The organism is Microvirga sp. BSC39 (assembly GCF_000739015.1).
Taxonomy (GTDB): Bacteria; Pseudomonadota; Alphaproteobacteria; order Rhizobiales; family Beijerinckiaceae; genus Microvirga.
In genome coordinates this window covers 143,208-157,140 of sequence record NZ_JPUG01000077.1, presented here as the reverse complement: position 1 = coordinate 157,140, position 13,933 = coordinate 143,208, and the positions used below count along the sequence as shown (strand labels likewise).

Genomic DNA, 13,933 nt, shown 5'->3' with positions numbered 1-13,933 from the left:
GTGGACATTCCGGGGCGGAGCAGGCCACCAGAACCTATTGCGCCCGTCTATAAGCGCAAGTCACTCCGGCGGCTTTGATCCATCGCACAGGATCACGAGGGGGTGTCAGCCTCATGAACGTGATGATCGTCGCTCCATCCAGCCTGACGACGTGTCCAGCGATAATGCGCATCCGGGGTACGCTCCTCGTTTCCGGATCCATCGGTCATCTCGACAAGCCTGAAGCCGTGACGTTCATAGAAGCGGCGCACCTGCCCGTTCGCCTGAAAGGTCCAGAGGTTCAGCTCCTGCGCATCTTCCCGGACAGCTGTCAGAAGGGCCAGCCCGACTCCGCGGCCATGCCATGTCGGGTCGACATAGAGATGCTCGAGCCAATTCGGCTTCGAGACCGCAAATCCGATCAACCGGCCCTCATCCTCGGCCAACCGGATTGTGGAGGATGGGAAGATGTGGCCCTCGAAAAAAGCCAGATCCTCCTGCGGCGTGTGGAGCTCGGGCAGATAAGGAAGGCAGGTTCTGCGCACGTGGCGGTGCAACCGGGCCACAGCCTTCATGTCGTCAGAGGAAGCATGCCGCAGAACGAAGCTGGGCACTATTCCGCCCAAACCCGCGTCGGTGGGAAAATCACCTCGACCAGCGTTCCCTCGCTGGGCTGACTGGAGATCTGCAGCGCTCCCTTGTTTGCCTCAACCAGAGCCTTGGTGAGGGGCAGGCCAAGCCCAGTGCCGCCGCGCTTGCGCGAGGTGGCGAGCTGACGGAAGGGTTCGAGGGCGGCCACGACCTCCTCCGAGGTCATGCCGATGCCGGTGTCGCGCACGCGGAACGCGACTTCGCCCCGGTCCGTCATGGCTGTGGAGACGATCACCTGTCCGCCCGCATCGGTGAACTTGATGGCGTTCGACACGAGATTGAGCACGATCTGGCGCATGGAGCGCTCATCGGCCACCACGGGCGGCAGCTTGGGCGCGAAGCTCATGCGCATGACGATGCGGTCGCGGGCGGCCTGCGGCTGAAGCAGGGACACGCAGCTGGAGACGAGGTCGTTCAGGCTCACACCGGTGAACGAGAGCTCCAGGCGCCCCGCCTCGATCTTGGCAAGGTCCAGGAGATCGTTCACGAGGCTGATCACATGGGAGCCGGAGGCGTGAACGTCCTTGAGGTATTCCTTGTAGCGATCGTTGCCGATCGGGCCGAACCGCTCCTCGAGCATGACTTCGGCGAAGCCCAGGATGGCGTTCAGGGGCGTGCGGATCTCATGGCTGATCTTGGCCAGAAGATCGGACTTCTGGGCGCTTGCTTCCTCGGCGGCATGCTTGGCGCCGAGCAGCTCGCCTTCGGTCTTCTTGAAGGCCGTGATGTCGCGCAACACGGCGCAGAAGCGGCGCTCCGGTCCGTCGCCCAGGCGACCCATGGTCATGAAGAGCGGGATGGACCCACCCTGGCGCTCCCGGCCGAGCACTTCGCGTCCATCATTGAGCAGGCTGCCGACACCCGGCGATCGCAGGCGCTCGAGGTAATCGAGAGCGACGATGTGGCTTTCCGGCGCCAGCAGCACCGTGATGGCATCGCCCGCCACCGCCCGCTCGTCATAGCCGAACAGCGCCTCGGCCGAGCGGTTGAGGGACAGGATGCGCCCCGTCTCGTTGAGCACGATCACGCCGTCGGTTGCCGTATCGAGAATCGCCTCCAGCTCGTGGACGCGGCTGTCCTGGGGTCGATGCGGAGGAACGTCCGCGTTGGAAGCCCTGCGGATCACCAGAAGATCCGCCTCCCCGCCGTCCCATTCAGCCGACGAAGTGCGGACGGTGACGGCAATGTTCTCGTTGCCGTGTGTCGTCAGTGCGAGAGCCGTGTCCTCTTCGCCTGAACCTCCGAGGGCGGGAGAGCCGCGAAACAGGTGCACGAGGCCGCCATCGACCTGGATCTGCTCGACGGTCTCATAGCCGGTGAGATCGAGCAGGAAGCGATTGGCAAAAAGAATGCGCTCGCCGCGATGGACCAGGATGCCGATCGGCAGCCGGTCGAGGATGGGGTCGCTGCTTGCCGGAGCGCTGGACGACCCGGAAGGAGCGTCTCTCTCGGCGGCCGGTGCGGTCTCGTCGGGCTGCTCCGGGACCTTGTCCTGAGAGGGCACGTCTTCCAACCGGGCGCCGAGCGCCCGCGCAATCTCCCGGAAGGCATTTCGCTCAGTATCCGAAAGGGTCGAGCCTGGAGGCGGCCTGTCAAGGAGCTTGCGTTGCGGCGCAGGTTCCGGCGGAGCCGTGCTGGAGAGCGCTTCCGCGACCTGCTCCCGAAGATTGGTGAACCAGTTGTCCTCATCGGACCCCTCGCTCACGGCCTCCGGCTCCTGCGAGGGCATCTCCTCCGGCGGGCGGAACGGGAAGGTGTCGTCAGGGACGAGGCTTTGGGCGATCAGATCGTCCTGGCTACGGCGCTCATCCTCTATCGGCTCCTCAATAACGTCCCGTTCGCGCGCCGCATCCATGCGCAGCAGGCCAAAGCCTCGGAAGCCCGTCAATTCCCGGTCCTTGCTGAAGACGGGCATACCGGCCCAATCGACAGGCACCTGCAAAGAGGCGTTGTCGATGTGCCAGAAGACGGTTCGCCCGCTCCAGGTATCCCGACGGGCAAACAGGTCCGCGACGGCGCCGTCCGGATCCATGACGACCGAACGGGACACCTCGTCCCAGGTCCGCCCGAGGATATTGGCCGCAACAGGCCCGACAGCTTGGGCAAGCTCCGGCGAGACTTCGGTGAAGCGGGTCTGCGCATCCGCTTGCCAGACGAAACGGATCGTGCCACGGGGCTGGTCTGCTCGAGGAGCGGAGTTGCCGGAAACTTCAGGGGCTTGTCTCTGAACCGGTGAGTTCTCGCCGGCGGCCTGGAAAGAGCGAGGGCGCCCGGCCCTGTTTGCCGATCCGGTGAATGCCGTCACCAGCACGGTCTCACCGTTGTCCAAGGCGGCCAAACGGCAGGCACAGGCAACGGGAAGCCATGGGCGAGCCGGGTCGAGCCTCAGACGTTCCACCCGGACACTTTCGCGGGGAGCAAAGCCGCCGGCGAGAGCCTTGATGCGTTCCCGGGTGCGAACATCACGGGTGACCCGCTCGAAGCCCTCGGTGAAGGCATCCCTCAATCCTTCGGCGCCAGGTGATGTCCAGAGCAGTCTCTCCCCTGTCCGATCCCAGATGAACGCGACCGCGCCCGGCTCGGCGAGCAGGCCCAGGCCCGGCTCGGCGGCAAGCCGCGCGATCAAACGTTCAAAGGGATTGGGGCCACCCGTCATCAACGGTCCTTGCCACGACTGCCGCGGAAACTCTTCAGCTTGAGCTTCTAGACTAATATCTGCGGTCAAGCATGCAAGGCGGAACCCTTGAATCCGTTTACTTTGAGGTAACCTTAATAACGCAAGGCACAAAGGAGTTGATTTTGCAGCGCACAATGTGATATTGCACTGCACAAATGCCTTACAACAAGGAGCATGTCATGGCGACGAACCAGCCCCAAGGTTACGAAATTCCCCCGGAGATGCGCGATTTCGCTGAGAAGAGCGTCGATCAGGCCCGCAAGGCCATCGACGGCTTCATGAGCGCGGCTCAGAAGACTGCCGACACCTTCGAAGGCTCGGCCACCACGGTCCAGGCCAGCGCGCGCGATGCCGCCCGCAAGACCTTCAGCTACACCGAGCAGAACCTGAACGCAGCCTTCGACCTCGCCCAGAGGATGGTTCGCGCCAAGGACATGCAGGAAGCCATGCAGATCCAGGCCGAGTTCGTGCGCAGCCAGTTCGAGGCGATGCAGACCCAGATGAAGGAATTCGGCTCCATGGCACAGTCGGCCATGAAGCAGCCGGGCTCCAAGAAGTAAGCCACCCTCCCACAGCCCCGCGAGGACCTCACGATGGCGGAAGCGAAGAAGCCAAGAGCCAAGAGAGCAACGAAGGCCGCCAGCCCTGAGCTGAAAGCCGATCTCATCGAGCTGGCGGCTGCTCCGGCCGCCCCGGCCCTGGAGGCGGTCACGGCTGCAAAGCCTGCAACGCCGCCGAAGGTGGTCGAGGTGGAGCCCGTCGCGGCCGAGGCCCTCTTCTCGTCCGCGAAGAAGCAGAGCGACGCCTTCCGCCATGCCGTCGGCGAGGCCGTGACGGTATCGGCAAAAGGCGCTCTGGAGGTCAACGGCAAGATCATCGATGCCCTGACCATCCAGAGCAGCGCAGCTCTCGACCTCTGGCGCTCGGCGATCAGCCCTGCTCCCCTGCCCGAGGCCCTCAAGGCGCAGAGCCAAGCGACGCGCCTGGCCTACGAGGCGGCTTCCGCCCAGTGGAAGGACGTCGCGGAGTCGGCGGCACTCTGGTTCACCAAGAGCCTGGAGCCCCTGCACTCGGCCTTTCAAAGGCCCGGGCGCTAGTAGCGCTATCCGACTGCCGGATCATACGCTAAGGCTCGGCCACATCGGCCGAGCCTTTTTCATGTCTCCATCACCCATTCCAGCTGTCATCGCCGTCGTTATCCATGACGACCGGGCCCTGCTGGTCCGCAGGGCCAATCCGCCCGATGCCGGCCTGTGGGGCTTCCCGGGCGGGAAGATCGAGTTCGGCGAGACGGTCAGGGCCGCAGCCATCCGAGAACTCCTGGAGGAGACCGGCGTGCACGCGGAAGCTCAGGACGTCATCACCACGCTCGACATCCTGGTACCGGATCCTTCCGGGGCGGTTCAGCAGCATTACATCCTGATCGCCGTCCGCTGCCGCTGGATCTCCGGAGAGCCTGTCGCGGGCGACGATGCGCTCGAGGCCGGCTGGTTTCCGGTGATCGAGCTTGAACACGACAGACTTGCTATGAGCGCTGATGTCGGGACGATTGCCCGTCGCGCTCGGGCTCTCGTGTCGAACCCATAACCTCCCGCGTTAAGAAAAAGGCCCCACCCCTGTGCGGATGAGGCCAAGTTGTTGTCTCTTAACTTGAGGCTGGAAGGCCCAACGTCACGCTGCGATTTGCACATAATCGCCAGCCGACCTCAACCCGCAGCTCCGTAACATGGTTGATGAAGAGTAAACCTTCATAAACCGTCAATCATGTTTCGAGTGGTTACACTCAAACATATTGCAACATTCTCTCACATTCTTTTATGACCTTGGCGACAGGCAATTCATGCCTAGCGACATCTAGCTCACAAGTACGGAATACAATCATGCGTAAATCTGCTCTTGGACTGCTCGCTGCCACAGCGGCTCTCGGCCTTGCGGCTTCGAACGCCCAGGCGGCCGATCTTCCGTCCCGCTACTCCCCTGCTCCTGCTTACAATTCACTCCCGGTTTTCACATGGACGGGCTTCTATGCAGGCCTGAACGCCGGCTATGGCTGGAACATGGGCGACAGCCGCTTCTATGACCCGACCTTCGGCAGCATTCCCGGCCGGCGGCACGGCGGCTTCGTGGGCGGCGTGCAGGGCGGCTACAATTATCAGTTTGGCATGTTCGTGGCCGGCGTGGAGACGGATCTCCAATATGCCGCCGTCGGCAACAAGGGCGCCTCCTACGGCACGACCTATTACCCAGGCGACTCGGACGGCTTCTTCGGCACCATCCGCGCCCGCGCCGGCGTGGCCTTCGACCGCGCCCTGGTCTACGGCACGGCCGGTTTCGCCTATGGCGATGTCGGCGGAAACAGGGGCATCGACCCGGTTCTCGGCCATCATTCCGGCGATGAAATCAACTGGGGCTGGACCATCGGCGGCGGCGTCGAATACGCGATCACCAACAACTTCACCGCCAAGGTCGAAGGCCTCTACGTGGATATCGACACGAAGGACAATTTCGATCGCGGTGGCCGCGTCAATGTCGACCGCGATGCCGAGTTCGGCGTGCTTCGTGCGGGCGTGAACTACAAGTTCAACTGATTGCCTGACTGTTCGGAAAGCATGAAGGCCCGGTGCTGTCACCGGGCCTTTTCGTTTTGCCGCTGGCCGGGCCACTGCATCAGGGGTCGTTGACAGCACGAGGCGCTTGAAGGCTCTCCGTCTCACTGCGCTTGAGGGCAAGCAGCCGCTTAGCGGCGACTCCGCCCGCATCGGATGAGTAGAGCCTGTCATTGAGCACCTCGATCTGCCAGCGCTGCAGCTCGAGCAAGGCCCTCAAAGATCTCACCCGATTCTGGAGATCAAGGGCGTCCTTCAAGGGATCCGGGTCGTCGCCTGTCATGGAACCATGACTGCCAATGTTGCGATGAATCATGTCTGAACGCGCAAGAGAATGAACGTCAATCGGAGAGGCCTGCCACGAACAGGCCCGGCAGGAGGCTTTACGCAAAACGATACTGGTCACGGCCGCGAAACGAGGCTCGTGCATCGGCAATCATGAGGGCTCTGCTTAGTGGATGTAAGTGTCTTACAGTTCCAGAAGGCTGGCAAGCCTCTACGGGTGCATTCCACGGCGCTCTAATGGTCAAGCTGGGCGCTTTTGAGGCGCAGCACTCATCAGCCCGGAACCTGAGGTGAAGTTCGGCAGTTCCACCAGCAGAGCTTGGAAAGAGAATGACCTCATGACAGACACTCGCCATGAAATGGAAGCGGACAAGATTCTCTCCGCCCTGAGCCTTACCGTCCCGGACGAGCAGGCCCTGCTGCAGGGTCGGCGTCTCCTGGCCGAGGCCCTGGAGCAGGCAGAACGGCGCGGGCGCCAGATCCTCGGAAATCAGAAGGAATCGAGCGGCTGAGGTATCGCCTCAGCCATGGCGACAGCGCTTTTCACCGCCAAGATTCAATCTCTGCTAAGGGCATCCGAATAGGATCCACCAGAACCGGCAGACATCTCCCTGCGACATTGACAGCGAGGAACGGCCGCATGCTGCGGCACGTTCCTTCCCTGTGCGACAGAGCACAGCGGGCAAAGCTCGGATGTGATGATCTTCCGGGCGTTGGAGAATAGGTTGATGCGCTCCTTTCTGATGATAATCTTGGCTGGCACTTTTGGCGCGGCAGCATTGGGTGGCGCTCAAGCTCAGTCCGCCGACACCCGCATTGCATCCATGCCTTTCGGTGAATGCCTCTCCATCATCAGCGAAGCTGCACAGGAAATGGACGAAGAACCTGTCAAGCTCGTGAACACGAGCGATGTCGTGACAGCTCGCATCCAGGCCTCGGACGGCTTCGTCACCGTCTCGTGCGATCGGAGCCACAACAAGATCACTCTCACCAAGAGCCCTGTTCCGGAAGCCGCCGGAATGACTGCAGCACGTTGAGCATCGGTTCTTGAACCTGCTCGCGAAACAGCGCGGTTGGAGCTGGCTCTTCTGCTCTCGTGTCGAGTCGATGAGAAGATCGCAGGAGCACGGGGCTCACTCGATCGCCGCATCGTAGTCGGCCTGGTCTCTTCCTTGAATACTGCGAACATGCGGTGCAGCCAGAATTGCTGGCTGGCGCAACAACCTTCCGGATCGCACGATCTTCCTCGGCCGCGGATTCTCATGAGACCTGTCGTATTCAGGTCATGGTTTGCTGTTGAGGTTGCCGCTCGTGGCGAAAGAGTTGCGGGCTTTTCCATTGAAAGTCGGGAACTTGGCGTGATGCTCGATGATTCAGGCAGCAACGCATGAGCCAAGAGCGTTTGAGTTTATCCATTTCCCTCCCACGATGATGAGGCACGACAATGCCAGCGAAACATTTCAGCCAGACGCCGCCTGACAAAGCCAATGACCTTTTCGAGAAAATCCTAGCAACCTCGGACAGCGCGACCAAAACCCGTGAGCGTCTCTTCGCAGACTTGAAGGACGAACTGGAACTCCTCGCGAGCCTTCAGGAGCAACATCTCTTCCCGATTCTGCAAAGGCATGGGATGCACGACCTGCTCAGCGCCTCCGTCAGCGACAACGAGGAGACGGCGTCATTGCTGGGGGAACTCGAGCGCATGCAAAAGAGCAGCAGCGAGTTTCTCGGCAAGGTCACTGAGCTCAGAAAGGCCTTCCAGCGGCATATCCGGGATGATCGGAAGCAGCTTCTTCCGGCCGTCCTCGAAGTGCTCAGCGACGAGGAAGCCCAAGCCGTCGCGGACCAGGTCGAGGACGAGTTGGCGAACCTCAGCGACGCAAAGCAGGTCGAGCCGCGCGCTCCCGCAGGCATGAGCCCTGTGGTCCGGGGTAGCCTGGACGGAGTTGACGACGTTGTTCGCATGGGAACGGACAGCGCCCATACGGTGGCCGCCAGCGTGCAGGACCTCTCGCAAGAGTGCCTGCGCATGAGCCAGAAGCGGCTTCAGACGAACCTCGATGCATGGACCAAGCTCGCTCAGTGCCGGTCGATTCAGGACCTCACCAGGACGCAGGTTTCGCTCATGCAGGACAATCTCGAACTGACGCTCCAAAACAGCTTCCGTCTGGCTGACCTTGCCGTGCAGCTCGCGGAAAAGGCAACATGGCAGGGCAGCGCCAGAAGGGCGGCCTCTTCGTTGGCGCCTTTCCGGAATCCTGCATGAAAGAGCCCTCCCCGAGGCCCTAGGCTGAGGTAGGGAAAGCCATCGAGCCGGGAACGGCACCGGAAACATATGGACCGGTGCCGTTCGTGTCCTTTTCGGAGCCGCCTCGTGTGCTGTTCCGAACGTATTGGCTGTGCACCATTGATGGACGGCCAGCTTGCGCGGCCTATATGTGGAGCATTCCAGACGAGGCGCATTCATGCCTGAGACCGACAAGCATACCGATGAGGGAACAGACGAGCTCGACACCGAAAGCCGCGTCAATTTCCGGGATTACCCGAGTTCCGGCCTGGTCGTGATCGCCGCCATCAGCTCGGGACTGGGCTGGATGCTGTACAGATGGCTCGGTCGAAAGCGCAAGGCGCGCAACGATGCGGCGGATGCCCCGGCGCAAGCGGATGCACCCCCGCACACGGCAACCCAGCCTGTTGATAAAGAGACCTGAGCGCCGATATCGCGGTTCGTGAACGTGCTGCAGCGCACCGCCGCCTGATGAGCCTTGGCTTACCTTCGGGAATTAGCAGGAGGCTTTCATGGCTCACGGTGCTGTTTCATTTGTCCTCGGCATAGTCGCTCCTCTGGCTCTGGTGAGCTGGTTGCTTGTGCTGCACTGAAGCAGCAAAGTTCAGCCACGCCCCGGCATGGCTACGAGCCTGAGTCGGTTGTCCGATTGGCAGACACTTCAAAAATCACAGGTATCTTTCCGTTACGTAATCAACCATTTACCTTTCAGGCGCAGCCTTCATGAGTGCCTGACTGGCACGGTCCTCCCTCCCGGTCGCAAGAGCGGCCCTCCTAGAGCGCCATTCGAGAAGGCGCTCTTTCTTTGCATGCCTCTGGAAAGGGTGAGTTGATCAGGGCTACACTGTCAGGGGAAAAGAGGATCATGTATGATCCCTCGCCCCCTGTCGTCTCGAACCGCACCGGGGCACTTCCGATACTGTTACGCTTCGGAAAACCTAGGATAATAATATCGTCCTTGCCACGATGTTGCCTTATTCGGCCGTCAGAACGGCCTCAACGGATGAGCAGATCACGATTCTGAGATCCGCAATATTATGAGCAACGTAAGAAGTGCTCACCTGTATCGATAGTTGCATAGTGTTTTATTACTGCGTGGTCGCAGCAAGTTCTTCATAGAACTGCATAACTATTATTCAGAAGCCTCAGAAAGAGGCTCGCTTAATTTTGGGGCAGATAATATGACTTTGAATCCTTCAGTCGCTCCCGGCGGCAACTTTGACTTGTCCAATTGGAAGATCACCCTTCCTGTAGATGCCAATGGCGGCATCAGCGGCACCGCCGTGGAAGTGCAGAATCTCTCCACCTACCAGAACTCCAAGTACTTCTACACCGCTGCCGACGGCGCCATGACCTTCGTGGCGGCAGTCGACGGTGCCACCACCAGCGGTTCGTCCTATGCCCGTTCCGAACTGCGCGAGATGAACGGCACGGCGAAGGCCGCATGGAACCTCAACACGGGCGGCTTCATGAGCGCCACCCTTGAGGTCGATGCCGCTCCGATCCGCGACGGCATGGGCGGCCGCATCATCGTCGGTCAGATCCACGGTCAAAACGACGAGCTGGTTCGCCTCTATTGGGAGAACGGCAAGCTCTACTTCGCGAACGATCACGCCGGCTCCAGCAATGCCGAGACGAAGTTCTATTTCGTGAATGCGTCCGGTCAGCAGCCGAGCGTGTCGCTCGACGAGCGCTTCTCCTACACGATCAATGCCAAGGGCGACACGCTCGAGGTGACGATCTTTGCCGATGGACAGGTCTACAAGTCGGTCAGCACGATCAACAGCGTGTGGCAGTCGGATACCTTCTACTTCAAGGCCGGAGCCTATCTCGGGGCGAACGAGACCAATGGCACGGGCTATGGCCAGACCTCCTTCTACGCTCTGAGCTTCAACCACAACGGCACTGTGACGACACCGACGCAGCCGGCTCCTACTCCTACCCCGACTCCCGTGTCGAAGGACAATGCAGTCACGGCAACGGACGATCGCTATGCGGCGGTGGAAGATACGGTTCTGACTGTGAGCGCGTCGCAGGGCGTTCTGATCAACGACACCGCCGCCGATGGCGGCAAGGTGGCTGTCGCCGGCACGTTCGCCACCGCTCAGGGCGGCAGCGTGAAGATCAATGCCGATGGCTCCTTCGCCTACACTCCAAAGGCTGACTTCTTCGGCTCGGACAGCTTCAGCTACACCGCCAAGGACGCGGATGGCGACACGGACACCGGCACCGTGACTCTCGCCGTTGCGGATGTGGCGGAGACGGCCGCACCGACGTCCCCGACGCCCACCACCTCGCGACCGGTCACGACGAATACAATGTCGGGCACGAGCAGCTCGAACAGCCTGACAGGCACGTCCGGCAACGATCTGATCGATGGCAAAGGCGGCGACGACAAGATCTGGGCCAAGAACGGCAACGACGTGCTGATCGGGGGCGCAGGCAAGGACACGTTCACGTTCGACACCACGCCGAGCAGCAAGAACGTGGACGTGATCGTCGACTTCAATGTGGCCGACGACACGATCCGCCTCAACGACTCGGCGTTCACCAAGCTCAAGTGGGGCAACCTGTCGGCCAGCAGCTTCGTGGTTGGCACCAAGGCCTTGGATTCCGACGACCGCATCATCTACGACAGCAAGACCGGCGCTCTGTCCTATGATGCGGATGGCTCGGGCTCAAGCGCGGCGGTCAAGTTCGCCATGATCGAGAACCTCGCCAAGCTTACGGCGGCCGATTTCCTCGTCATCTAAGGGTGGCCTAATCCATCAGTTGCAAAGCGGCCCCGGGCAACCGGGGCCGCTTCTGTTTGCACATCCCGCTCTGGTTGAATGGGCGCCACAGGATCAGGAAAGCAGCCTTCGTTTCATTTCTTGCCGGGTGCAGACCTCAAGGCGCTCGTCGTATAGATCGCCAGGGCCATCCAGATCAGACCGAACGCGATGGCATCCACCCATCCGAAGGCCTCCCCATAAACGAAGACACCGAGAGCCAGTTGCCCGGACGGGGCCAGGTATTGCAGGAGCCCGATGGTGGAAAGCTTCAGTCGTTGCGCCCCGGCGGCAAACCAGATCAACGGCGCCGCCGTGCTGAACCCCGTGAGCACGAGAAGCAGATCGAGGCCGATCTGTCCTTGGAATGCCGCAGCGCTGCCATCGGCGAAAGTCATGGCCAGATTGCCCAGCGCCAGAGGTGTGAGCAGAAGAGACTCGATGCAGAAGCCGACAAGTGGAGGCACCGGCACGATCTTTCGGACCAGACCGTAGAAGCCGAAGCTGCATGCCAGGGCCAGCGCAACCCAGGGCATCTCGCCGGAGGACGCGCCAAGGACGAGAACACCTATCCCGGCGAGCAGGCAGGCTGCCACCTGAGCAGGCCGGAGGCGCTCCCGGAGGAAGAGCACACCCAGCACCACGTTCAGGAGCGGGTTGATGAAGTATCCGAGGCTTGTCTGCACCAGATGCCCGGAATTCACGGCCCAGATGTAGATCAGCCAGTTGATCGCAACCAGACCCGCCGAAACGCCGAGCAGGAGCAGTTGCCGACCGGAGAGGAAGGCCTCGACGAGCCTTTTCCACTGCCTGAAGGCAAAGATCAGCCCAAGTGCGAACAGGCTCGCCCAGACGATGCGGTGGGCGAGGATCTGGAGCGGCGGTATCGACGAGAGGAGCTTGAAGTGCAGCGGCACCACCAAACCCCACATGAAGAATGCCGCAAGGGCATAGAGAACGCCGATCCTCGTCCGACGCGCCTCGGGGTTCTCCTGGTCCGGTGTCATTGATTCAACCTGTTGGACAATGTGAGCGCAGTGACCTGCGACGATCCTTATTGAGGGTCGTAGTCCAAATCCCAGAAACGGCAAGCTGCCAGTCAAGCGGGCTCTGCTCAGAACAGGACGCAACAAGCCGCCATGCCCTTGGAGGGCAGATCAGACTGGATTTTCAGGAAGCAACACCTCGAACCTGCGAGGGCCAAATCTTCGACTTTGAAGTGGTACAGCCGCCCCGGCTCGAACGGGGGACCCCCAGATCCACAATCTGGCAGCCACACTGATCATAAGCGATCAGTAAGCATCATAGCACCGAATTCCGTTGACAATTCAATGGGGACCACCAGATCATGCGATCCGAGATAATCGCTAGTAAGCATCAGGCTGCTTACCAGCTGCTTACCAGCAGGGTTCCATGCGCTTCTCAAAGCAGTCCGTTTCCAGCCTCCGAATTCCCGCCGGCAAGCCCTACCACATCGAATGGGATGACGTGCTCCCGGGCTTTGGAGTCCGCATCAACCCGACGGGCAAAGTCTGGGTGGTGCAGTACCGCGCTGGTGGGAAATCCCGCCGCGAAACCATCGGTCGTGTGGATACTGTTCCCCTCGATGCGGCTCGCGAGCAGGCGAAGAAGACACTTGCGAAGGTGCAGCTGGGGTCGGACCCTCACGCCGAGAAGGCACAAGCCAAGGCGCGTGCGAAGATCACTTTTGAGGCTGTCGCTGAGCGGTACCTGAAGCATGCGCAGGACCGCCTGAAGCCGCGCAGCTTCGAGGAGGTGGAACGTCATCTGAAGAAGCATTGGCAGCCCTTTCAGGGACTGCCCATCAGTGAAATCAGACGGGCTCTGGTCGCGAACCGCCTCGAGGAGATCGCCGAGCAGAGCGGGCCGATTGCGTCCAACCGTGCCCGTGCCGCCTTGTCTGCACTTTTCGCCTGGACGGTGGCAGTTGGGCTCGCTGACTCCAACCCAGTTATGGGCACCATTAGGGTGGCCGCCGAGGTCTCGCGCGAGCACGTCGTCATGGACGAGGAGCTCGCCGCCATCTGGACGGCCTGCCGCGATGACGATTATGGCCGCATCGTTCGGCTCCTGATCCTAACAGGCCAGCGGCGCGACGAAGTTGGGGACATGAAGTGGTCGGAGCTGGACCTCGACATGGGTCTCTGGGCCATTCCGCGCGAGCGCACAAAGAATGGGTTGACCCATGAGGTGCCACTCAGTGGCGCTGCCTTGGAGATCCTGCGAAATACAGCACGCCGCGAAGGGCGCGACTTTGTATTCGGCGAGGGTCGAGGCGGATTCAGTGGCTGGTCAAAGTCGAAAACTCGTCTTGATGCCCGGATCGCGAAAGCCGGGGCAGTGATGCGCCCCTGGCGGCTTCATGACTTGCGGCGCACGGTGGCCACACGCATAGCGGAGATAGGCATCTTCCCCCATGTCGTCGAGGCAATCCTCAATCACGTTTCTGGCCATAAAGCAGGTGTCGCCGGAATTTATAACCGCGCGACGTACGCCAAAGAGAAGCGCGAGGCTCTCACCAGGTGGGCGGATTACATCCTCAAACTGTCTGAGGTTAGCCCGGGACCGAGTGTGCTGATCGCGAACAGGTGATCACGGCGTGAACCGTCAGTCTGAAAGCTAAGCAAGCTGCAATCCAGCAAAGGATCAACGTATC

Annotated in this window: 14 protein-coding genes; 10 read left to right on the top strand and 4 right to left on the bottom strand. The window is 61.1% G+C overall.

What is annotated here, in order from left to right; translation table 11 throughout:
* Window positions 1–92: 92 nt before the first annotated feature.
* Window positions 93–593: a GNAT family N-acetyltransferase gene (locus MA07_RS22995; protein ID WP_052003453.1), complete on the bottom strand. Its 501-nt coding sequence runs from the start codon at window positions 591–593 to the stop codon at window positions 93–95.
* Window positions 593–3,286, bottom strand: coding sequence for a PAS domain-containing sensor histidine kinase (locus tag MA07_RS22990; protein WP_081929131.1), 2,694 nt, complete (start codon window positions 3,284–3,286; stop codon window positions 593–595). The genes MA07_RS22995 and MA07_RS22990 overlap by 1 nt, the downstream gene beginning before the upstream one ends.
* Before the next feature lie 200 nt (window positions 3,287–3,486).
* Here MA07_RS22990 and MA07_RS22985 point away from each other — a divergent pair, with 200 nt between their 5' ends.
* The 4 genes from MA07_RS22985 to MA07_RS22970 all read left to right on the top strand — a co-directional run bounded on the left by MA07_RS22985 (window position 3,487) and on the right by MA07_RS22970 (window position 5,895).
* Entirely contained in the window at window positions 3,487–3,867 is a 381-nt protein-coding gene (locus tag MA07_RS22985) for a phasin (protein ID WP_036357921.1), read from the top strand.
* Between the two features lie 33 nt (window positions 3,868–3,900).
* On the top strand, window positions 3,901–4,404 hold the full coding sequence (locus tag MA07_RS22980) for a hypothetical protein (RefSeq protein ID WP_036357349.1): 504 nt from the start codon (window positions 3,901–3,903) through the stop codon (window positions 4,402–4,404).
* A 61-nt stretch (window positions 4,405–4,465) separates the two neighbouring features.
* Window positions 4,466–4,894, top strand: coding sequence for an NUDIX hydrolase (locus MA07_RS22975; RefSeq protein ID WP_036357347.1), 429 nt, complete (start codon window positions 4,466–4,468; stop codon window positions 4,892–4,894).
* 293 nt (window positions 4,895–5,187) lie between these two features.
* Window positions 5,188–5,895, top strand: coding sequence for an outer membrane protein (locus MA07_RS22970; RefSeq protein ID WP_036357345.1), 708 nt, complete (start codon window positions 5,188–5,190; stop codon window positions 5,893–5,895).
* Between the two features lie 79 nt (window positions 5,896–5,974).
* Here MA07_RS22970 and MA07_RS22965 read toward each other — a convergent pair whose 3' ends face one another.
* Window positions 5,975–6,319, bottom strand: a complete 345-nt coding sequence (locus MA07_RS22965; RefSeq protein ID WP_152568988.1) for a hypothetical protein — start codon at window positions 6,317–6,319, stop codon at window positions 5,975–5,977.
* Between the two features lie 217 nt (window positions 6,320–6,536).
* Here MA07_RS22965 and MA07_RS30275 point away from each other — a divergent pair, with 217 nt between their 5' ends.
* From MA07_RS30275 to MA07_RS22945, 5 genes are all read left to right on the top strand, one after another.
* On the top strand, window positions 6,537–6,710 hold the full coding sequence (locus tag MA07_RS30275) for a hypothetical protein (protein ID WP_160195482.1): 174 nt from the start codon (window positions 6,537–6,539) through the stop codon (window positions 6,708–6,710).
* A gap of 186 nt (window positions 6,711–6,896) precedes the next feature.
* The gene (locus MA07_RS22960; protein WP_152568987.1) at window positions 6,897–7,235 is read left to right on the top strand and encodes a hypothetical protein; all 339 of its coding nucleotides are present in this window, start codon (window positions 6,897–6,899) and stop codon (window positions 7,233–7,235) included.
* 407 nt (window positions 7,236–7,642) lie between these two features.
* A complete protein-coding gene (locus MA07_RS28090; RefSeq protein ID WP_052003451.1) occupies window positions 7,643–8,464 on the top strand; it encodes a phasin family protein in 822 nt (273 codons plus the stop codon).
* Between the two features lie 199 nt (window positions 8,465–8,663).
* Window positions 8,664–8,909, top strand: a complete 246-nt coding sequence (locus MA07_RS22950; RefSeq protein WP_036357341.1) for a hypothetical protein — start codon at window positions 8,664–8,666, stop codon at window positions 8,907–8,909.
* 757 nt (window positions 8,910–9,666) lie between these two features.
* Window positions 9,667–11,238 (top strand): polysaccharide lyase family 7 protein, encoded by a 1,572-nt coding sequence (locus tag MA07_RS22945; protein WP_052003450.1) that lies wholly within the window; start codon window positions 9,667–9,669, stop codon window positions 11,236–11,238.
* Between the two features lie 113 nt (window positions 11,239–11,351).
* On the opposite strand, the gene rarD is transcribed toward MA07_RS22945, so the two are convergent.
* A complete protein-coding gene (rarD, locus tag MA07_RS22940; protein ID WP_244445337.1) occupies window positions 11,352–12,263 on the bottom strand; it encodes an EamA family transporter RarD in 912 nt (303 codons plus the stop codon).
* A gap of 406 nt (window positions 12,264–12,669) precedes the next feature.
* Here rarD and MA07_RS22935 point away from each other — a divergent pair, with 406 nt between their 5' ends.
* Window positions 12,670–13,869, top strand: coding sequence for a site-specific integrase (locus MA07_RS22935; RefSeq protein ID WP_036357340.1), 1,200 nt, complete (start codon window positions 12,670–12,672; stop codon window positions 13,867–13,869).
* Window positions 13,870–13,933: the final 64 nt, after the last annotated feature.